This is a genomic window from Dryocola sp. LX212, from assembly GCA_041504365.1.
Classification (GTDB): domain Bacteria; phylum Pseudomonadota; class Gammaproteobacteria; order Enterobacterales; family Enterobacteriaceae; genus Dryocola.
The window spans coordinates 998,701-1,018,480 of sequence record CP167917.1 but is presented as its reverse complement, the minus strand read 5'-3'; the positions used below and the strand labels follow the sequence as shown (position 1 = coordinate 1,018,480).

Annotated in this window: 17 protein-coding genes; 7 read left to right on the top strand and 10 right to left on the bottom strand. The window is 55.5% G+C overall.

Going from position 1 to position 19,780, the window contains the following annotated elements; translation table 11 throughout:
• The first annotated feature begins 36 nt into the window (after nucleotides 1–36).
• The 4 genes from paoA to ACA108_04830 all read left to right on the top strand — a co-directional run bounded on the left by paoA (nucleotide 37) and on the right by ACA108_04830 (nucleotide 4,984).
• Complete coding sequence (gene paoA / locus ACA108_04845) at nucleotides 37–711, top strand: aldehyde dehydrogenase iron-sulfur subunit PaoA (GenBank protein XEX98018.1); 675 nt, start codon at nucleotides 37–39, stop codon at nucleotides 709–711.
• Nucleotides 708–1,658 (top strand): xanthine dehydrogenase family protein subunit M, encoded by a 951-nt coding sequence (locus tag ACA108_04840; GenBank protein ID XEX96868.1) that lies wholly within the window; start codon nucleotides 708–710, stop codon nucleotides 1,656–1,658. The genes paoA and ACA108_04840 overlap by 4 nt, the downstream gene beginning before the upstream one ends.
• Before the next feature lie 3 nt (nucleotides 1,659–1,661).
• Nucleotides 1,662–3,860, top strand: coding sequence for an aldehyde oxidoreductase molybdenum-binding subunit PaoC (gene paoC / locus ACA108_04835; GenBank protein XEX96867.1), 2,199 nt, complete (start codon nucleotides 1,662–1,664; stop codon nucleotides 3,858–3,860).
• Nucleotides 3,861–4,147: 287 nt separating this feature from the next.
• Entirely contained in the window at nucleotides 4,148–4,984 is an 837-nt protein-coding gene (locus ACA108_04830) for an alpha/beta fold hydrolase (GenBank protein XEX96866.1), read from the top strand.
• A 34-nt stretch (nucleotides 4,985–5,018) separates the two neighbouring features.
• Here ACA108_04830 and ACA108_04825 read toward each other — a convergent pair whose 3' ends face one another.
• Both ACA108_04825 and ACA108_04820 read right to left on the bottom strand, forming a co-directional pair.
• Nucleotides 5,019–5,885, bottom strand: a complete 867-nt coding sequence (locus tag ACA108_04825; GenBank protein ID XEX96865.1) for a hypothetical protein — start codon at nucleotides 5,883–5,885, stop codon at nucleotides 5,019–5,021.
• 158 nt (nucleotides 5,886–6,043) lie between these two features.
• Entirely contained in the window at nucleotides 6,044–6,679 is a 636-nt protein-coding gene (locus ACA108_04820) for a carbonic anhydrase (GenBank protein XEX96864.1), read from the bottom strand.
• A gap of 122 nt (nucleotides 6,680–6,801) precedes the next feature.
• Here ACA108_04820 and ACA108_04815 point away from each other — a divergent pair, with 122 nt between their 5' ends.
• Nucleotides 6,802–8,412, top strand: coding sequence for an FAD-NAD(P)-binding protein (locus ACA108_04815; protein ID XEX96863.1), 1,611 nt, complete (start codon nucleotides 6,802–6,804; stop codon nucleotides 8,410–8,412).
• A gap of 105 nt (nucleotides 8,413–8,517) precedes the next feature.
• Here the strand turns inward: ACA108_04815 and ACA108_04810 are convergent, their stop codons facing one another.
• From ACA108_04810 to proB, 4 genes are all read right to left on the bottom strand, one after another.
• A complete protein-coding gene (locus ACA108_04810) occupies nucleotides 8,518–9,003 on the bottom strand; it encodes an Hcp family type VI secretion system effector (GenBank protein XEX96862.1) in 486 nt (161 codons plus the stop codon).
• Nucleotides 9,004–9,509: 506 nt separating this feature from the next.
• Complete coding sequence (locus ACA108_04805; protein ID XEX96861.1) at nucleotides 9,510–10,025, bottom strand: DUF2778 domain-containing protein; 516 nt, start codon at nucleotides 10,023–10,025, stop codon at nucleotides 9,510–9,512.
• Nucleotides 10,026–10,575: 550 nt separating this feature from the next.
• Nucleotides 10,576–11,829, bottom strand: a complete 1,254-nt coding sequence (proA, locus tag ACA108_04800; GenBank protein XEX96860.1) for a glutamate-5-semialdehyde dehydrogenase — start codon at nucleotides 11,827–11,829, stop codon at nucleotides 10,576–10,578.
• A gap of 10 nt (nucleotides 11,830–11,839) precedes the next feature.
• A complete protein-coding gene (proB, locus tag ACA108_04795; GenBank protein ID XEX96859.1) occupies nucleotides 11,840–12,943 on the bottom strand; it encodes a glutamate 5-kinase in 1,104 nt (367 codons plus the stop codon).
• 294 nt (nucleotides 12,944–13,237) lie between these two features.
• On the opposite strand from proB, the gene phoE reads away from it, so the two are divergent.
• Complete coding sequence (gene phoE, locus ACA108_04790; protein ID XEX96858.1) at nucleotides 13,238–14,290, top strand: phosphoporin PhoE; 1,053 nt, start codon at nucleotides 13,238–13,240, stop codon at nucleotides 14,288–14,290.
• Nucleotides 14,291–14,382: 92 nt separating this feature from the next.
• On the opposite strand, the gene crl is transcribed toward phoE, so the two are convergent.
• From crl to gpt, 3 genes are all read right to left on the bottom strand, one after another.
• Nucleotides 14,383–14,784: a sigma factor-binding protein Crl gene (gene crl, locus ACA108_04785; protein XEX96857.1), complete on the bottom strand. Its 402-nt coding sequence runs from the start codon at nucleotides 14,782–14,784 to the stop codon at nucleotides 14,383–14,385.
• A 57-nt stretch (nucleotides 14,785–14,841) separates the two neighbouring features.
• On the bottom strand, nucleotides 14,842–16,089 hold the full coding sequence (gene frsA, locus ACA108_04780) for an esterase FrsA (GenBank protein ID XEX96856.1): 1,248 nt from the start codon (nucleotides 16,087–16,089) through the stop codon (nucleotides 14,842–14,844).
• Nucleotides 16,090–16,325: 236 nt separating this feature from the next.
• Nucleotides 16,326–16,784 carry a xanthine phosphoribosyltransferase gene (gpt, locus tag ACA108_04775; GenBank protein ID XEX96855.1) on the bottom strand — a complete coding sequence of 153 codons (459 nt, stop codon included), beginning with the start codon at nucleotides 16,782–16,784 and terminating at the stop codon, nucleotides 16,326–16,328.
• 254 nt (nucleotides 16,785–17,038) lie between these two features.
• Between gpt and pepD the strand changes: the two genes are divergently transcribed.
• Nucleotides 17,039–18,496: a beta-Ala-His dipeptidase gene (gene pepD, locus ACA108_04770; GenBank protein XEX96854.1), complete on the top strand. Its 1,458-nt coding sequence runs from the start codon at nucleotides 17,039–17,041 to the stop codon at nucleotides 18,494–18,496.
• Between the two features lie 83 nt (nucleotides 18,497–18,579).
• Here pepD and dinB read toward each other — a convergent pair whose 3' ends face one another.
• Nucleotides 18,580–19,635 (bottom strand): DNA polymerase IV, encoded by a 1,056-nt coding sequence (gene dinB, locus ACA108_04765; GenBank protein XEX96853.1) that lies wholly within the window; start codon nucleotides 19,633–19,635, stop codon nucleotides 18,580–18,582.
• Nucleotides 19,636–19,780: the final 145 nt, after the last annotated feature.

Sequence of the window (19,780 nt, the reverse complement as noted above, 5' to 3'; positions counted from 1 at the left end):
GCAAATAAAAGCGTGCGGCCTGAAGCTGGCGGCACGATGAGCAAAATTTTCTGCATAAGGGATTTTGACCTGCCTGAATACAACCTGACGAGGCGCGATCTGCTGAAAGCAGGCGCGGTCTCTGCGGCGGCGGCGGCGACCATGACGCACTCCAGCCCGCTGGGAGCCAGCGAGCTGAAAACGACCCCGCCACCGGCAATGACCCCCGTGACGCTGAAGGTCAACGGCAAAGAGCAGCGGCTGGAAGTCGATACCCGGACGACCCTGCTGGACGCGCTGCGGGAAAACCTGCATCTCACCGGCACCAAAAAAGGCTGTGACCACGGCCAGTGCGGGGCCTGTACGGTTATCGTCAACGGACGCCGTCTTAACTCCTGCCTGACCCTGGCGGTGATGCAGGACGGCGCCGAAGTCACCACTATCGAAGGCCTCGGCACGCCGGATAACCTGCATCCTATGCAAGCCGCGTTCATCAAACACGATGGCTACCAGTGCGGCTACTGCACCCCGGGACAAATTTGTTCGTCCGTGGCGGTGCTAAAAGAAATCGAAGACGGGATCCCAAGCCACGTCACCCTCGATCTTGTTTCCCCGGCCCAGCCGACTCAGGAGGAGATACGCGAACGCATGAGCGGCAACATCTGCCGTTGCGGGGCTTACTCCAACATTCTTGCGGCGATTGAAGACGTCTCCGGGGGGCAGAAATCATGAAGGCATTCACCTACGAACGCGTAAAAAACCCGGCGGAGGCGGCTGCCAGCGCCCAGGGCAAGCCCGGTGCTAAATTTATTGCGGGCGGCACCAACCTGCTCGATCTGATGAAGCTGGATATAGAAACCCCGCCCCACCTGATAGACGTTAACGGCCTTGCGCTGGATAAAATTGAGCCGACGGAAAACGGCGGCCTGCGGATCGGCGCGCTGGTACGCAACACCGATCTGGCAGCCGACGAGCGTGTACGACGCGACTACGCCGTGCTTTCACGCGCGCTGCTTGCGGGTGCTTCCGGCCAGCTGCGCAACCAGGCAACCACCGCCGGAAACCTCCTCCAGCGTACCCGCTGCCCCTATTTCTACGACACGAATCAACCCTGCAACAAACGCCTTCCCGGCAGCGGCTGCGCGGCCCTGGAGGGCTTCAGCCGTCAGCATGCCGTAGTAGGAACCAGTAAGGCCTGCATCGCCACCCACCCCAGCGATATGGCGGTTGCCATGCGGCTGTTGGACGCGGTGGTAGAGACCGTCAGCCCGGACGGCAGCGAGCGAAAGATCCCTGTCGCAGAGTTCTACCGCGCGCCGGGCAATACGCCCCATCTGGAGACCGTCCTCAAAGCAGGCGAGCTGATCGTCGCCGTTACGCTCCCCGCCCCGCTCGGCGGCACGCACATTTACCGTAAGGTCCGCGACCGATCATCCTACGCCTTTGCGCTGGTATCCGTCGCCGCAGTGGTGCAAAGCGATGGTACGGGCCGGGTTGCGCTCGGCGGCGTTGCGCACAAGCCCTGGCGCATGGAAGAGGCGGATGCCCTGCTTCCTCAAGGGGCGAAAGGGGTTTACGACAGGCTGTTTGCCGGAGCCACGCCAACGCCTGAAAACGAATTCAAGCTGATCCTGGCGAAGCGCACGCTCGCCTCGGTGCTGACGGAAGCGAGGGGATAAATCATGAAATTTGATAAGCCAGCGGGCGCGAACCCGATAGATCGGCTTAAGGTAGTCGGCCTGCCGCACGATCGCATTGACGGCCCGCTGAAAACCACCGGCACCGCCCGCTACGCCTACGAATGGCACGATGAAACGCCCGATGCGGCCTATGGCTATATCGTCGGATCCGCCGTGGCGAAAGGTAAAATCAGCTCGATGGAGCTTGAAGCCGCCCGCCAGGCGCCGGGCGTCATCACCATCGTCACCGCCGACAACGCCGGCAAGCTCGGCAAAGGGGATAAAAACCCTGCCCCGCTGCTGGGCGGCCCGGATATCACCCACTACCATCAGGCGGTTGCCGTTGTGGTCGCGGAAACGTTCGAACAGGCCCGCGCTGCGGCGGAGCTGATGAAGGTCGAGTATCGCCGTGAAAAAGGCCGCTACGATCTGGCCGATGAAAAACCTTCGATCAATAAGGCACCCGAAAGCGAACCGGATAAATCGACCGGGGACTTCGAAGGTGCTTTTGCCGCCTCCGCAGTGCAGCTGGACGCCACCTACACCACGCCGGACCAGAGCCACATGGCGATGGAACCGCACGCCTCTATGGCGCAGTGGCAGGGCAACAAGCTCACCGTCCATACCTCTAACCAGATGGTGGACTGGTGCCGGAGCGACCTGGCCACCACGCTAAACCTGCCGCCGGAAAACGTCCGCGTGCTGTCACCCTATATTGGCGGCGGATTTGGCGGCAAACTCTTCCTGCGCAGCGATATTCTGATGGCCGCGCTGGGCGCCCGCGCCGCAAAACGCCCGGTCAAAATCGCCCTGCAGCGCCCGCTCATTCCTAACAATACAACCCACCGTCCGGCGACTATTCAGCACATCCGCATCGGCACCGATAAAGACGGGCGTATCTCCGCCATCGCCCACGAAAGCTGGTCCGGTAACGTGGAGGGCGGCCCACCGGAGACGGCGGTGCAGCAAAGCCAGCTGCTTTATGCCGGGGCAAACCGTTTTACCGGGCTTCGGCTGGCAAAACTCGACCTGCCGGAAGGCAACGCCATGCGCGCGCCGGGCGAAGCACCGGGCCTGATGGCGCTGGAAATCGCCATCGATGAAATCGCAGAGAAGGCAGGCGTCGATCCGGTTGAGTTCCGCATTATCAACGACACCCAGGTTGACCCGGCCAACCCGAACAGGCCCTTCTCGCGCCGCCAGCTGGTTGAATGCCTGCGCACGGGGGCCGACCGTTTCGGCTGGAAAAATCGCAAGGCACAGCCCGCACAGGTCCGCGACGGACGCTGGTTGGTCGGCATGGGCGTTGCAGCAGGGTTCCGTAACAATCTGGTGATGAAATCCGGCGCGCGGGTGCATCTGGATACCGCAGGTCGCGTCACCGTGGAAACCGACATGACGGATATCGGCACCGGCAGCTATACCATCATCGCCCAGACCGCCGCCGAAATGCTGGGCGTGCCGCTGGAAGATGTGGTGGTTAAGCTTGGGGACTCCGACTTCCCGGTTTCGGCAGGCTCCGGCGGCCAGTGGGGGGCGAACAGCTCCACCGCCGGGGTTTACGCTGCATGCGTCAAACTGTGTGAAACGGTCGCCGTTAAGCTGGGGCTTGATCCGCAGAAGGCAGAGTTTACCGACGGGCAGGTGCGCGATGGGGAGAAAAGCGTGCCGCTGAAAGACGCAGCCGCTGGCGGGACGCTGACCGTTGAGGACAGCATCGAGTTCGCGGAGCTGGAAGAGAAATTCCAGCAGTCCACCTTCGCCGCTCACTTCGTCGAGGTGGGTGTGGACGTGGCGACCGGGGAAACCCGCGTGCGCCGCATGCTGGCAGTTTGTGCCGCTGGCCGAATTCTCAACCCAAAAACCGCCCGCAGCCAGGTGATCGGCGCGATGACCATGGGCGTTGGCGCGGCGCTGATGGAAGAGTTAGCCATCGACGAGCGGCTGGGGTACTTCGTCAACCACGATCTGGCCGCCTACGAGGTGCCGGTCCATGCGGATATCCCGGAACAGGAAGTGATCTTCCTCGACGATACCGACCCTGTGTCATCACCGATGAAGGCCAAAGGCGTGGGCGAGCTGGGGCTGTGCGGCGTGAGCGCGGCTATCGCCAACGCGGTATACAACGCGACGGGCGTGCGGGTGCGAGATTATCCCGTCACGCTCGATAAGCTGCTGAAGGGGCTGCCGGAGCTGGTTTAACAGTTTGTCGGTGGATGACGCTGCGCTTATCCCCCCTACGTTATCGCCGTCCTAGGTCGGATAAGCAGTAGGTTGGATAAGCGCAGCGTCATCCGACATTTTTTAACAACTGTTGCTCATAAGAACAAAGCAGAACGGCAAAAATGTCCGCGGCGCGAAGGCAAAGCGGATCGTTCTTAACTACGCTTTGACACTGTATTTAGCAATCGCTTACCGCTCTGAGCCAGCCTTCCACAGCCGTGGAATATCCAGCGTTACTCCATCCTTCCCACCCAGGGGGTTAGATCATGTCATTTGTCACCACGAAAGATAATGTCAGCATTTTCTTTAAAGATTGGGGCCCTAAGGACGCACAGCCGATTTTCTTTCACCATGGATGGCCGTTAAGCGCCGACGACTGGGACACGCAGATGCTGTTCTTCCTGTCGAAAGGATTTAGGGTGATCGCATCGGATCGACGTGGGCATGGCCGCTCAGGCCAGGTCAGCGAGGGGCACGACATGGATCATTATGCTGCAGACGCCTCCGCGGTGGCGGAACATCTGGATCTGAAAAATGCGGTGCATATCGGACATTCCACCGGTGGCGGACAGGTTGCGCGCTATGTGGCGAAGTACGGACAGCCGCAGGGGCGAGTGGCGAAAGCAGTGCTGATAAGCGCGGTGCCGCCGCTGATGGTGAAAGCGGAAAGCAATCCTGACGGCACGCCAATTGAGGTGTTTGATGGCTTCCGCCAGGCGCTGACCGCCAACCGGGCGCAGTTTTTCCTGGATGTCGCATCCGGGCCTTTTTACGGCTATAACCGTCCGGGGGCCGAGGCGTCACAGGGCATCATTGAAAACTGGTGGCGGCAGGGCATGACGGGCAGCGCCAAAGCGCACTATGAGGGCATCAAGGCATTCTCGGAAACCGATCAAACGGAAGATCTGAAGGCCATCTCCGTGCCGACGCTCATCCTGCACGGTGACGACGACCAGGTCGTGCCGTATAAAACGGCAGCGCTGCTGCAGGAAAAACTTATCCCCAACAATAAAATGAAGATCTACCCCGGCTACCCGCACGGGATGCCAACCACGCACGCCGACGTCATCAATAACGATATTCTTGAGTTTATTCGTAGCTAAGCCGGAGCGGGGCTTAACGCCCCGTTTTTCACTGCTAGATCAGCTTTAACAACAGGCGGATTGGCTTGATGTTCACGATAGCGTGCCAGATTTTATGCAGATCGATCACGTCCGCCAGGGACAGCAGCGCGAGGGTAATCATCAGCGTTGAGGCGGTAATGATCAGCATCAGGCGAACGATGTTTTTCTGCATCCTCACCTGCTGCTCGCTGCGACGCTCGTCTTTTTCGTAGTCGACGATGGTGGCAATCGACTTCGGCTGCACAAAATAGCGATCTTCCTTTTGCAGCAGATCCTCGGTGATCACCAACGACTTCAGCAGCAGCGTCACCTTGCGGCGAAACTCTTCATTGCGGATGTGCTTGTACCACAGTTTGCCGTACAGCAGCTCGATCACCTCTTCCACCGTCACGCCGGTATTCAGCTTCGACGGGCGCTGCTGTATATATTCGTTAACCAGCAGATTTAGCAGCGCGATGCGGTCGCGGCTTTTCAACTCTTTGCTGGCAAAAAACGCCGACACGAACTTGCCTTTGCCACGGCTAAAGAGCGTTTTGATATAGACGAAGCGGGTGTAATAGCTGAAATTAAAGCCCAGAATGCCGCCGAAGCTCACAGGCCCGTAACGACGATGGTGGATAATTTCCGCCTCCATCTCGTCAAGTTCACCAAGGGTAATGCGCCGTTCATCGGTGTATACATGGGCATCGTAATCCCAGCGGGCAATCAGCGCGGTATTATCCTGCCAGTCCACCAGCTGATAGCGCTGGTGCGCCACGTCCACCAGATGCACGGAATAATAGTTATAAGGATTTTCTGTGCGCGCATCCTTAGCGACAAGCATGGGAAGACGTTTTCTCCATAACGTCTGGCGCAGAGACGCCATTTTACCGTCGAGCATTCTTCTTCCACCCGTGAGTCTGAGAATTAAAGTTAAGCAGGGGATCTTAGTCGATGTAGCGGTGAAATATCGACCAGCGCACTATTTAATAATAAACAAGGCGACACAAAGGTAGGAAAACTATTTCGCCGGGCATCCCTGCCTGGCTGAAAGTCTGTTTACTCGAAGCAGACGTGCGGGTTGTCCGCCAGCGAAACATAGGTTTTGCTGTTTTTATCCAGCGTGCGGATTTCGCCGCTTTCTATGTCGTACACCCAGCCGTGCAGGCGCAGCGCGTTATTGCGCAGGCCAACCGCCACGGAAGGATGGGTTTTGATGTTATTCAGTTGGGCGATAACGTTCTCTTCTACCATCGCATTTACTTTCGCGGTTTCGTTATCCCAGCTCTTTTTCTCCACCACCGCCTTCGCCGCATCGGAGTAGCGCAGCCAGTGGTCCACGGCCGGCATCGAGTCCATGCACTGACAGGTGGCAATGGCCTTCATGGCACCACAGTTGGAGTGGCCGCAAATCACAATATCCGTTACGCCCAGCGCCACTACCGCATACTCGATGGTTGCCGAGACGCCGCCCGGCTCAGGGCCGAAGGAAGGCACGATGTTACCGGCGTTACGAATGACAAACAGCTGCCCCGGCTCCTGCTGGGTGACCAGCTCCGGCACCAGACGGCTGTCGGAACAGGAGATAAAAAGCGCCTTCGGATTCTGGCTGGAGGCTAAACTACGAAAGAGCTCTTTACGCTGCGGGAATATTTCTTTCTGGAAGTTGAGGAAGCCCTCAATGATATGTTGCATAGCACGGTCTCTTTTATTGTCTTCACCAGATTATGATAAAGATCACACTCAGTTAGTCTAGCTCCGGCAAAAGAAAATGATGAATTTCTGATGGATTATGGGCGTCACGAGGAGAGGTATCGATGAAAAAGATTGCGATTATCGGCGCAGGACCTACAGGGATCTATACGCTTTACTCGCTGTTCAGGCATGGCCAACCGCTTGCCGTCTCGGTCTTTGAACAGGCTGACGAGGCAGGCGTAGGCATGCCGTACAGCGATGAGGACAACTCCAGGCTGATGCTGGCCAACATCGCCAGCATTGAGATCCCCCCCATTTTCAGGACCTATCTGGACTGGCTTAAAGAGCAAAGCGCTGAGCATCTTGCCCGTTACGGCGTTGAACACGCCTCCCTGCACGACCGCAAATTCCTGCCGCGTATTCTGCTTGGCGAGTATTTCCGCGACCAGTTTCTTGAGCTGGTAAAACAGGCGAAGCAGCAGGGCTTTGAGATAACCGTCCGGGAGACATGCCGGGTAACCGACCTGGAGGCGACGACGGAAGGCGTGCGCGTCTGGGCGGAAGAGAAGCCGCTGCGGGAGGTCTACGATCTCGCCGTTATCGCTACCGGGCACGTCTGGCCCGACGAAAGCGAATCGACGCGCACCTTCTTCCCGAGCCCGTGGTCGGGGCTGATGGAGGCAAAAATCGGCGCCTGCAGGGTCGGCATTATGGGCACGTCACTCAGCGGCATCGACGCCGCGATGGCCGTTGCCGTCCAGCACGGAAGCTTCATCGAGGTGGACGCGCAGCAGGTGCGGTTCGAACTGGACAAAGAAAGCGAAGCGCTGGAAATCGTACTGATGTCCCGCTCCGGTATCCTGCCGGAAGCCGACTTCTACTGCCCTCTTCCGTACGAGCCGCTAAGCATCGTCACCGAAAGCGCTATCGAGCAAGAGATAGCCAAAGGATCGGAGGGTCTGCTGGATCGCGTGTTTAGCCTGATGACAGAAGAGCTGGAGCTGGCGGATCCCGCCTGGAGCGAACAAATCGCCCTGAGAACGCTGAACCCGCAAAGTTTTCACGACGCCCTGTTTGCCCCGCGCCATCAAAACGATCCGTTTGAGTGGGCGGAAGCCAACCTTGCGGAAGTTGAATGCAACAAGCGCGACAAGCGCACCGTGGCCTGGCGCTACACCATCCTGCGGCTGCACGAAGCCGTGCAGGAGATTGTTCCACATTTGAACGATGAGGACGGCAGACGCTTCCACGACAGCCTGGCACGGGTGTTTATCGATAACTATGCGGCGATCCCCTCAGAATCCGTCCGCCGCCTGCTGGCGCTGCACAAGGCCGGGATCATCAGCATTCAGGCGCTGGGGCCGGACTACGAGCTGGAAGTAAAAGAAGCGCAGACGGTGATCTACGCGCAGGGAAAAAGGCATGAGTTCAAAGTTTATATCGATGCCCGAGGCCAGAAAGCGCTGAAAACCAAAGACCTGCCGTTCCCGACGCTACGCGAGCAGCTGCTTAGCACCGGCGACGACATCCCGGACGTCAGCAAGGATTACACCCTGCTTGCGCCGGAAGCCGTGCGCGGCCGCATCGCCTTCGGCGCGCTGCCGTGGCTGATGCACGACCAGCCTTTCGTTCAGGGGCTGGTGGTCTGCGCAGAGATGGGTGAAGCAATGGCGAAGGCCATTTTTGAGATGAATTTACGGCCACGCAGGCGGCTGACGTTTATTGAGGATTAAGCCCCTGCCATTCTCGCGGAGCGCCTGCTGGCGTGGGTGCTCAGGTGAGAGTGGCGGGCTTGTTAACCTGTCATGTGTGGATAAGTTTCTACCATATCTTCAAAATCAAGATCTTACGTTCCAGTCGTCCGTGTATTGGACGTTACCGTCCACATAGCGCCATGTGATTTTCTCATACATCATGGAAACAGATTCCATATGGTTGATTTGAGAGTTGCCCGCCATTTTTGCGTTGGGCATTCCCGGATTCACTCCGGTAATTTTCACCCCTTCAAGAGTCATGATAAAGTAGGCTTCCTCCTGCCCTGCGTAGTTAATGCGATACCAGCGTATCTCTGCAGATTTAAGTGTCTGCCCTTTAGCCACTGCTTTATAAAGGTAAGGCGACGAACTATCGAATTCTTTCTCAATTAGCATTGGTGAATGCGAACGCGTCCCCGTGATTTTGCCGCTTGTACCATCAACCGGAATATTCAACCCATGGCTAAAACCAACAATTTCTATGCTTCCCTCCCGGTCGTTTACATCCACATTCCCTTTGATATCGGCACCGCCATCATCTTTTAGCCACATATAAGCTGGAATCGGCATTTTACAAGCTCCTTTTGATTGTCCATTTCCTGCTGATGAACCAATAGCAAATACCTGTTATCAACAGATTAAAACCTACAATTATCATTATCGTGGAAATGGATAATTTGGCATGCCCTGGGAATAAAGCCTGATACGGTAAGGCTCGGAATACAGCCCAAAACAAAAGAGTAAATGAAAATATTTTATAAAATCTTCTCAATATCGAAAAAAAACATTCTTTTAGATGATGAACAGGTGAAATGCGGCTCATCATCATATTGATAATGGCAATAACGGAACTAAACAATGGAACGCTAATGAGAATATTAATCATAAGACTTATATAGAGTCTTATGGATTCGTACGGCTCTGGATCTGGCTCACCTAAGATATAATTTCCGGTTTTTTCTGCCATGTTCAAAGTGATATATTCTCTCATAAAACGGTCAACCAGCCCGTCATAAGAGAATAACCAGGCAACCAACAACATTGTCATACAGAACAAGACTATCTTAATGATGAGATTATGGACATGTTTTGCCACTGACCCCCACCTCAATTGTGCCGTAAGACTTTAATTTTCGCATGCAGGGTACATCTACTTGCTTCGTTCGTAGCAATGCATTTCTCAATAGTGCAAAATCTGATTCATGTGGCAATGTAATACAACCTTCGGAAAGACTACCTGGATGCAAACGAAAGTTACCGCGTTTTATTGATTCAATCCAGGTATAATCATCTATATTCCAGTCGATTCGCCATAGCGCAAACCAGTCGCTATGTTTAAAGCTCGCGCCGTTTATGAAATGATTATATGTATCTTTCACACTGGTGTTCATCTTAGATCTGATCCCACCCTCAGGCCGATCAACAATCCAGTATTGACCTGCCGGAACAGGACCCATTTTGGGAATCATCCCGCAGGCCCCGCGATTACGATAGGCGCCATCACCGGAGAATGCTAAAAATGTGCCAATGCCGGGAAATATCAAAGGGGAATAATACGCGTCATTAATTATAAACTTTCCATGTAAAGACATAAGTTATCCAATAACTTTAGTTTCAGTACAAATGACATTACACCATATAAGGCGAAGATTCCAGCACGAACGTTAAATTGATTTGCAAGATGGACTGTTTATAAAACCATGGCTTATTCATGCAGTCAATAATAGTTATTTTTATCTTACATAAAGAAGCTAATAACATAGCCCCTTGTTGTATAAGGAGTTCCACGCATTTGAATATCGTTTAATTAAAAGCTACCAGCATTCGCCCCATTCATGAAACATATAACTCAGGAGAAAAACAAAATAAAATGATAAGAAAATTTCTGCGGGCTACCTCGCAGCGTTAAAAAACATTCTTCATTAAAAATGATATTTATCAATTAAAATCAATTTAATTATTCTGTTTGGGCACCTGCCAAATCAGGTGTCGGGAATGGGAATCAGAGAAAAAAATGGTGAATCTGTCATCTTTCATGGAGATTTTACGGATAAACAACGCCATATCCCCCTGTTCATAAGACCCCTTGATTTGTTGGTAAAGAGGGAGGCGCCGGGTTACGGCGCATCCCGCCTGGCTCAATCACGCCCGAACAGTATCGTCCCCAAAGCCGATCCACTTATAGGTGGTCAGCGCTTCAAGGCCCATCGGGCCGCGGGCGTGCAGCTTCTGGGTGCTGACCGCGACTTCTGCGCCCAGGCCGAACTGCCCGCCGTCCGTGAAGCGCGTTGAGGCGTTTACATATACAGCGGATGAATCGACTTCATTAACGAAGCGATTAGCGTTGCGCAGCGTGCGGGTCAGGATGGCGTCCGAATGCTGGGTGCCGTGGTCGCGGATGTGTTCGATGGCTTCATCCAGGTCCGCGACCATCTTCACGTTCAGGTGCAGCGACAGCCACTCGTCGTCATACTCTTCCGCTTTCACCAGCAGCACTTCCGCCGGGCCATTTTGCAGCAACGGCAGGGATTTCCCGTCCGCGTGTAGCGTGACGCCGGACTCCGCCATCTGCTTGCTGAGCGCGGGCAGGAAGGTGTCGGCAATGCCCTGATGAACCAGCAGCGTTTCCACGGTGTTGCAAGTGCTTGGGCGCTGGGTCTTGGCGTTAACGATGATTTTCAGGGCCGGTTCGATTTCCGCCGTGTCGTCCACCACGATATGGCACACGCCAATTCCGCCGGTAATCACCGGAATGGTGGACTGCTCGCGGCAGAGTTTATGCAGGCCCGCGCCGCCGCGCGGGATAAGCATATCGACGTAGCGATCCATCTTCAGCAGCTCGTTAACCAGCGCGCGATCCGGGCTTTCAATCGCCTGTACCGCAGCCGCTGGCAGACCGCATTCCACCAGCGCCTGCTGGATAACTTTCACGGTGGCGGCGTTGGTGCGCCACGTCTCTTTCCCACCGCGCAGGATCGCCGCGTTGCCGGTTTTCAGGCAGAGAGAGGCGACGTCTACGGTGACGTTCGGACGCGCCTCGTAGATGACACCAATCACGCCCAGCGGTACGCGGCGACGTTCCAGACGCAGGCCGCTGTCCAGCAGGCCGCCGTCGATCACCTGCCCTACCGGATCCGAGAGGTTGCAGACCTGGCGCACGTCGTCGGCGATGCCCTTCAGGCGTGCCGGTGTGAGCAGCAGGCGGTCGAGCATGGCTTCGCTCAGACCGTTGGTGCGGGCTTCCGCCACGTCCTGCTCGTTGGCGGTAATTATCTGTTCAGCCTGCGCTTCCAGGTAATCCGCGATGCGTTGCAGCACGCGGTTTTTCTCAAGGCTTGAGAGCAGCGCCATTTTGTAAGAGGCCGCCCTGGCGGCTTTGCCCATCTGTTCCAGCATTGCCCGCTCCTTAGTTAACGATCATGTCGTCACGATGCACCGCCACCGGACCATATTCATAGCCGAGGATCGCACCGATCTGTTGTGAATGGTGGCCCGCAACGCGACGCAGCGCATCGCTGTTATAACGACAGACGCCGTGGGCGATGTCGCGCCCTTCCAGGCTGCGGATACGGATGACTTCACCGCGGGAGAAGTTGCCCGTCACGCTCCTGATCCCCTTTGGCAGAAGCGAGCTGCCGCGCTCGAGGATGGCGGAGAGTGCGCCGTCATCCACGGTAATTTCACCCGCAGGCGGCGCGCCGAAGATCCAGCGTTTGCGGTTCTCTAATGGGGTTTGCTGCGCATGGAAGCGTGTGCCGACAGACATGCCCGCCATCACATCGCCAATCACGCCCGGCTTGCTGCCCGCAGCGATGATCACGTCGATGCCCGCACGGCAGGCGACGTCTGCGGCCTGCAGTTTGGTGCCCATGCCTCCGGTACCCAGGCCCGATACGCTGTCGCCCGCGATGGATCGCAGCGCGTCGTCGATGCCGTGAACTTCTTTAATAAGCTCGGCTTCCGGGTTATTGCGCGGGTCTGCGGTATACAGGCCCTGCTGGTCAGTCAGCAGCAGCAGTTTGTCCGCACCGGCCAGAATGGCGGCCAGCGCTGAAAGGTTATCGTTATCGCCGACTTTGATCTCTGCGGTAGCTACCGCGTCGTTTTCGTTGATGATCGGCACGATGTTGTTATCGAGCAGCGCGCGCAGGGTGTCACGGGCGTTGAGGAAGCGCTCGCGATCCTCCATATCGGCACGCGTCAGCAGCATCTGCCCGACGTGGATGCCGTAAATAGAAAAGAGCTGTTCCCACAGCTGGATCAGACGGCTCTGCCCTACCGCCGCCAGCAGCTGTTTAGAGGCGATGGTGGCGGGCAGCTCGGGGTAGCCCAGGTGCTCGCGTCCGGCGGCAATCGCCCCGGAGGTAACAATAACAATGCGGTGCCCGCTCGCGTGAAGCTGCGCGCACTGGCGCACCAGCTCAACGATGTGAGCGCGGTTCAGGCGGCGTGAGCCACCGGTTAATACGCTGGTGCCAAGTTTGACCACCAGCGTCTGGCTATCACTCATGATTCTCTGCCGTTTTAGCGAAAGGTGAAAATTAAAGACCAGCTGACGTTGTATCAGGACTGACGCGCCTTGCCAACAGCCTGAGAGGGAAATCACACAACTTCCCGAAAGGGATCGGCAAGCGTAGCGGTAGCCTTTGACACATTTATGACAAAGACACTTTATTACGATTATTTAAACTTTCTCTTAATCTGTCATAAATCTTTCATCTCAGGACGATAAAACTCTCTGCGTTTTTTAACGGGAATAACTCCCGATTAAATTTTAGCGCGTTCAACACACCTGGAACTGAAAATGAAAAAGACCACACTGGCATTAATGGTTATGGGCATTGTTACAGCAGCTTCTTCTCAGGCCGCCGAAGTTTTTAACAAGGATGGAAATAAACTTAACGTCTATGGCAAAGTTAAGGCGATGCATTATATCAGCGATGATGCATCGAAAGACGGTGACCAGACCTATGTGCGTTTCGGTTTTAAAGGTGAAACGCAGATTAACGACAAATTTACCGGCTACGGTCAGTGGGAAGCGGAATTCTCTGGCAATAAAGACGAAAGCAGCTCCACGACAAAAACACGCTATGCTTTTGCCGGTATTAAATACGCAAACTTTGGCTCATTCGATTATGGCCGTAGCCTGGGCGCGCTGTACGACGTGGAAGCCTGGACCGATATGTTCCCGGAATTTGGCGGCGACTCATCCGCACGCACCGATAACTTTATGACCAAACGTGCCTCCGGCCTCGCCACCTTCCGCAGCACCGACTTCTTCGGCGCGGTAGACGGCCTGAACATGACCCTTCAGTACCAGGGTAAGAACGAAAATCGCGACGTGGCGAAACAGAACGGCGACGGCTTCGGTACGGCGCTAACCTATGACTTCGGCGGCAGCGATTTCGAGATCGGCGGCGCTTACACCACCTCCGACCGCACTGATGCCCAGCAGGCGCAGCTGCGCGGCAACGGCGATAAGGCCGACTCGTGGGCAACGGGCGTGAAATATGACGCCAATAATCTTTATGTCGCATCCATGTATTCCGAAACGCGGAACATGACACCAATCTCCGGGGGCTTCGCAAATAAAACCCAAAGCTTCGAAGCCGTGGTGCAATATCAGTTTGATTTCGGTCTGCGCCCTTCCCTTGGCTATGTGCAGCAAAAAGGTAAAGAAATTGAGGGTATCGGCGATGCCGATCTGGTGAAATATATTGACGTGGGTGCAACCTATTATTTCAACAAAAATATGTCAGCCTTCGTGGATTATAAAATTAACCAGCTGGATGACGATAACCCGCTGGGCATCAATAACGATGATATTGTAGCTTTGGGTATGGTTTACCAGTTCTGATTTAAAAATAATCTGGCGGATGACGCTGCTCTTATCCAGCCTGGATAATAAAAAAGCCCTTTATTAAAAAGGGCTTTTTATTCTTAAGAACCTCACGCTGAAAGCTTAACGGGCTTTTCAGCAAAATCTTTGGCAGGCACCAGATCCAGGTTTAACGTTTTTAACAGATCCCGCAGGCGGACGTGGAAACCACGCAGCGTCACTTCGAGCCGGTCCTCTACTTCTTTGTCTTTCGAAGGCGTTGACGTCCATTTGCCCTCCTGATCGAACAGCCCAAAGTGGTAGGTATAGGTAAATTGCTTTTCCTGCGCTTCCAGCTCCATCCACCATCCCCAGAACTCACGTTTTTCCGGTGCGGGCTTAACGTTGACGCACACTGCCAGGCAGTCGAAGAAGAAACGGTTGTCTTCACACTGCTCCTCCCGGATATACGGGCCCAGGGCGGCAAACTTTTTGATCAATCTTCCTTTCGGGTGTCCACTCGGTAACGTCATTGCGATCTCCTGTTGTGAAGTCACTGTTTTACCAAACCGTTAAGATTTAGCAAATTTTTAACGCAATCTCTGTTTGATCCATCCCGTTATTTCTCTTAATCCATTGTCAAAATTCTTATACACGGGGCTGAAGGGGATCGACAGCAGTTTACCATCCGCAGATGACGAGGTGATTAAACGCGACTCCTCTTCAGGGCTGAACGGATCGTTAGCCCAGAAGCCCGACAGCATTGGCGTCGGGCAGCGTCGGCCAAGCAGCCCCTGAGTCTTAAGGGAGTAGCGATTTAGCTCAACGCTCAGCGCAGCATCCGTCGCATCAAACATGCCAAGGCGGCTGGCAAGAACGTCAATATACATTTCCGGCACCTGCGCCTGGCGTTCCGGGTCGCTCAGCAGGCTGTGCACCACCGGGCCGAGGCAGGCGACGGCTTTCAGGCGCGGTGCCTCCAGATAAGCAAGACGAACGGCGACGTTTGCGCCAAAGCGGAAACCGAACGCGGCCACACGTGTATGGTCCACCCATGGAATATTCGGCAGGGCCTTTAGTACATGCTGGTGCAGGAGGCTGGAGTCCTGGGTGAGCTTCCATTTTGAGGAATAGCCCACCGACGGCATATCAATCGTCAGCATGGCGATGCCCTGCGGGGCGAAATAATTTTCAAACAGGGAATAATAATCGCTTTGCAGCGCGTCCAGCCCGCCGCACATCAGCACGGTTGGCAGCGGCCCTTCTGCCCCCTTCGGCATATGCAGGAAGCCGGTGATCGAACCCCCGCCGCTGATGGCGAACTCCAGCTCTCGCAGGTCGCCCGACAGGCGCGGAGCGGCCTCTTCAAACGCGCGGTTAGCAAGGACTTGCGCCTGTTCTGCCAGGGCATCGCCTTTCAGGTGCGGGTAAGCCGCAATGCTGTAGAGGTTTGCTGCCTGAAGCCAGTGCTTACCAACTTTTTTCGGATCGGCTTCCTGATTGGCCTTCTGCTGCCACATCATCGCCTGCTTCGACCATTCGTAAATCCAGTTGCCGCCACGGTAGCCCACGACGGTATCGAACAGCTCGTCGTTGGTACGTTCTTCTTTGCAGCAGGCGATGCGGGCCTGAACGTCAAGAATTTCGCGCGGGTCAACGCCGCGCCAGATCCACATCAGGCGGTTGACCATGCGGTACCAGTGCGGAACGGTTTTGCCGTCCAGCGCGGACTGAATATTGGGGGCAGAATGATGTCGGGCGCGACGGATTAACGTCGAGGTTTCGGGGTGTTTAAAACGCGGTTTGAACAGCTCTTCGCTCAGATTAACCTGTGACATCGCTTTTGCCTCCATGAAAACGTCAGGAATGCAGCATTGTACTCTGTCGGGGGTTAAAAAACAGAAACGCCCGGCTAACCGGGCGTAAATCTATGCAAAGCTACCAATTAAAATAGACTATATCACTTGCGTTGCAGGTAGGCGGCAAGGGAGTGAATCCCCAGGAGCTTACTTGAGTAAGTGACTGGGGTGAGGGAGTGCAGCCACCCCCCCTGCAGCTCAAAGGATGACGGCTATTAACGACCGGCTAACGGCGGCACAAACACAACGCCCATATCCCACGGCTGTTCGATCCAGGTGTCCTGCGGGATATCAATCACATAGTCGTCAACCAGCGGCTGGCCTGCTGGTTTGGCAAAGATAGTGACGAAATGCGCTTTCGGGTACATTTCGCGGATCGCAACGGCGGTGCCGCCGGTATCAACCAAATCGTCAATGACGATGAAGCCTTCGCCGTCGCCTTCAGCACGCTTCAGCACGGTCAGCTCGCGCTGGTTGTCGTGGTCGTAGCTGGAGATACAGACGGTATCAACATGACGAATACCCAGTTCACGCGCCAGCAGTGCGCCTGGTACCAGACCGCCACGGCTAACGGCAATGATGCCTTTCCACTGTTCTGCAGGCAGCAGGCGGCTGGCCAGCTTGCGCGCGTGAATCTGCAACATGTCCCAGGTGACGACGTATTTTTCGCTCATGTGATGTATCCCGGCCTATTATTAACGGCTTAAAAATGTTCAAAGGGGTTTTGGTTGCGCGAGATTATAGAGATCTGACGCACTAAAAACCAGCGTTGCGGGCCGGGAGCAACTGTTTTTAAGTGGATTGGGTCGTCACGGCCTGAGAGTTAGTGGTATTCTCAGACCATCGCGCAAGCCCCGCTTGCAGTGAAACTGAGCCTGGTCCGGACCGTGACCAGCAAGCCAAAAATTCGAAACCTGGGAGACTTAACGTGTCTGAATTGTCTCAATTATCCCCGCAGCCGCTGTGGGATATTTTTGCCAAAATCTGTTCCATTCCGCACCCGTCTTATCATGAAGAGCAACTGGCGGAACACATTCTATCCTGGGCAAAAGAAAAAGGCCTGCACGTTGAGCGCGACCAGGTGGGCAACATCCTGATCCGCAAACCTGCCACCGCCGGTATGGAAAACCGTAAACCGGTTGTTCTGCAGGCGCACCTCGATATGGTGCCGCAGAAAAACAACGACACCGTGCACGACTTCACTAAAGATCCTATCCAGCCATATGTCGATGGCGAGTGGGTAAAAGCTCGCGGTACCACGCTGGGCGCGGATAACGGTATCGGTATGGCGTCCGCGCTGGCCGTACTGGCAGACGACACCGTCGCGCACGGCCCGCTGGAAGTGTTGCTGACCATGACCGAAGAAGCCGGTATGGACGGGGCTTTCGGCCTTCAGGCCGGCTGGCTACAGGCCGATATACTGATTAACACCGACTCAGAAGAAGAAGGTGAAATCTACATGGGCTGCGCGGGCGGGATTGATTTTATCTCCACCCTGCCGGTGCAACGCGAAGCGGTTCCGGCTGGCTTCGACACCTTCAAGCTGACCATCAAAGGCCTGAAAGGCGGCCACTCCGGCGCTGAAATCCATCTGGGTTTAGGCAACGCCAACAAGCTTCTGGCCCGCTTCCTGTTTACCCACGCGGCGGAGCTTGATGCGCGTCTGATCGACTTCAGCGGTGGCACCCTGCGTAACGCCATCCCACGTGAAGGCTCAGCCGTACTGGCCGTTCCTGCGGCTAAAGCAGCACAGCTGAAAGATCTGGCAGGTCAGTATCTGGCAGTTCTGCAAAACGAGCTGGGCGCGGTGGAGAAAAACACCACCGTTCTGGTCGAAGCAACCAGCACGGATAAAGCTGCCCTGACGGCAAACAGCCGTGACACCTTTATCAGGCTGCTGAACGCCACGCCAAACGGCGTGATCCGCAACTCTGATGCGGTAAAAGGCGTGGTTGAAACTTCCCTTAACGTGGGCGTGGTTACCCTGAGCGAAGAGAGCGCGGAAATCATCTGTCTGATCCGCTCCCTTATCGATACCGGTAAAGACTACGTGGTGAGCATGCTGGAATCTGTAGGCCAGCTGGCTGGCGCGCAGACCGTGGCTAAAGGCAGCTACCCAGGCTGGCAGCCGGATGCGGCTTCCCCGGTGATGGCGCTGGTTCGTGAAACCTACCAAAAGCTGTTCAACAAGACGCCGAACATCATGGTTATCCATGCGGGTCTCGAATGTGGTCTGTTCAAGAAGCCTTATCCGGAGATGGATATGGTGTCGATTGGGCCAACCATTACCGGGCCGCACTCCCCGGATGAGCAGGTGCATATCGCAAGCGTGGGCCAGTACTGGATCCTGCTGACCGAACTGCTGAAAGCGATTCCTGCAAAGTAAGCTTCTCCCTTCACCCCGGGCCTCTTACCTAAGGGCGAGGGAGCAATGAAAAGTCCCCTTTCCCTTTTAGGGTCAGGGGACTTTCATAACCCCAGCAATAACTGCCGCTCAAGCTGCGGATCCAGCAGCGTCACGTGCAATCCCACCAGCCTGACACCTCGCCCTCCCCGACGCTCATCCCAGGTTTTTCTGGCGGTGGCGATCAGGTCGTCTTTGTTCAGCTGCGGCCAGACGTGCTCCTGCGTCGTCTGCTGGAAGTCATTGAACTTGAGCTTGATGCCCTGCCGCGCAATCAGCAGGTCAGGCCTCTCCTTCTTAAGCCTTCTTTCCAGCTCCGGGTAGAGCTGCTCAATAATGGCCTCGCAGTCTGCCCATTCATGAATATCTTCCGCCAGGGTTCGCTCCACGCCTACGGATTTGCGCTGCCTGTCGCTGCTGATTTGCCGCTCGTCTATGCCCTGGCTGCGCTCCCAAATCACGCGGCCAAATTTACCGAAGCTTTTAAGCAAGGAGGCGAGATCGGTTTTCTGCACGTCAGCACAGGTGCGCAGCCCCAGGCTTTCAAGCTTGCCAGCGGTGACTTTGCCGACGCCGGGGATCTTCGCGAGCGATAAGGTTTCCAGAAAAGCAGGCACCTCTTCGGGCGTAATCACATACTGTCCGTTGGGTTTGTTGAGATCGGAAGCAATTTTGGCGAGGAACTTAACCGGCGCGATGCCAGCAGAGGCGGTGAGATCCAGCTCGTCAGAAATAGCCTGACGAATTTCCCGGGCCATTAACGTCGCCGAACCGTAGCAGTGCGGGCTGTCAGACACGTCCAGATAAGCCTCGTCCAGCGAGAGCGGTTCAATCAGCGCGGTATAGCGTGAGAAAATTTCCCTGATATGGTTCGAGGCTTCTTTATAGGCATCAAAACGCCCGGGCAGTAAAGTGAGATGTGGGCAGAGTTTAAGCGCCGTGGCCGTAGCCATTGCGCTGTGGACGCCGTATTTGCGCGCCGGATAGTTGGCTGTGCTGATCACGCCGCGGCGCTGGGTGCTGCCGCCTATCGCCAGCGGTACATCGCGCAGGGCTGGATTATCACGCATCTCAACGGCGGCAAAGAAGCAGTCCATATCGACATGAATGATTTTGCGCATACTCATCTGGCCCGGTTATTTAACTGGATAAGTATACAGTTAAAAGTGTGAGCATGGCAATTCGTTGGGGGATTGTCGGATGGCGCTTCGCTTATCCGATCTACGATAATTCATGGATCTCGAGGGAATTGCCGGATGACGCTGC